1 protein-coding gene and 1 pseudogene are annotated in these 1,252 nt (G+C 38.9%); both read left to right on the top strand.

What is annotated here, in order from left to right:
* Positions 1-354 (top strand): annotated as a pseudogene (locus tag HMPREF2991_RS03295) (hypothetical protein); the annotation flags it as partial.
* The coding region (locus HMPREF2991_RS03300) for a hypothetical protein (RefSeq protein ID WP_070683545.1) at positions 351-1,252 on the top strand (902 nt) is incomplete at its 3' end. The pseudogene HMPREF2991_RS03295 and the gene HMPREF2991_RS03300, both read left to right, overlap by 4 nt.

The raw sequence follows: 1,252 nt of genomic DNA on the forward strand, positions 1-1,252 counted from the left end.
CGCTTGAAAGAGATGGATAATGAAGGTCTTGTCCCTTATGTTGAATATGCACGCTCATCGAAGGAGTATACACTACGCAGTAAAGGTTCAACTCAAGAAATAATTCAGCAAGCGATTAATGAAGTTAGTAAAGAAAAAATAGATGATGGAGATGCCCAAATCTCTTCGGAGATGAGCAAGTATCTCTTGGGTGAGGAGACAGATCTTTCTCTAGTCAATATGACCACGGACCAGCTAGAAACTTATAAACGCGTATTGGAAAAGTTACCGATTTCATCTGACCAAAATGCCAAACATGGCTATGAAAAATATCAGCTCTATCTAAACAACAAATACTCAGGAGGAAGTCAATGAAACAATATAGGAAAAAAATACTAATTATTCTGGGACTTTTTAGCCTTCTTATTGTCGTTTCTGGAGCCTATCCTTTGTATCGCTATTTGACACATGATCGTTTTAAGGTGCGAACTCCTGAGGTAGAACCAGCTTCTTATGAGTTTATAGCTGATAGACAGGGGTTGGTTATTTCTTGGAAGCAAGCTAGCAATGGTGAGAGTCAGGGCACTAAGGATGAACCTATTGATTATGGCAGTGCGATTTATGGGAAACGTTACCTTGCTACAGAAAGTAGACGTTTAATTTACAAATGGGACGATAATCGCTTTGATGTTAAGAAGCTGAGTTGGGGGGAGTATTGGAAGATTCAGGTCTATGATACCAGTCAGGATGATTTGCCTCGAAAGGAGTATGACCTTTTAAAGGCTGTTGCGGATTATGATCCGTCATACTTCCCAGTCTCAAGTACCTATGTTCATTCTTTAGCTTTCAAGGATCAAGAATATCGTACAGTCGTTCTCCAAAAAACTGGGGGACACGACCGTAAGGAAGTCCTCTTTAACATGGCAACAGGTAAGTTAGAGGATATTCCACAGGAAGTTAGTAAAGCCATAGAAACAAGAATTCTTTATCTATTTCAAGAATTTACTAGTTTAAAGAATTATTATAAAGATGATATTGATAATTCGGATTATTCTATTACCCTCCCACCATCTGTAATTGAACAGTCTTCAGACTGGCGCTTGAGGGAAGAATATCCAGCAGCCTATGACTTGATGACTAAGAAGAAAGGTGAACTCTATTTCTTGACTAACGAAACAGATGCCAAGCTCTTTTCAGATATTTACAGTCTCTTAATCCCTAAGGACCGAGACTTGTTTGACAATCTAACAGTTTATGGAGAGGTGACCAAGGA

The sequence above is a fragment of the Streptococcus sp. HMSC072D07 genome, assembly GCF_001814835.1.
In the GTDB taxonomy this organism is placed as follows: Bacteria; Bacillota; Bacilli; order Lactobacillales; family Streptococcaceae; genus Streptococcus.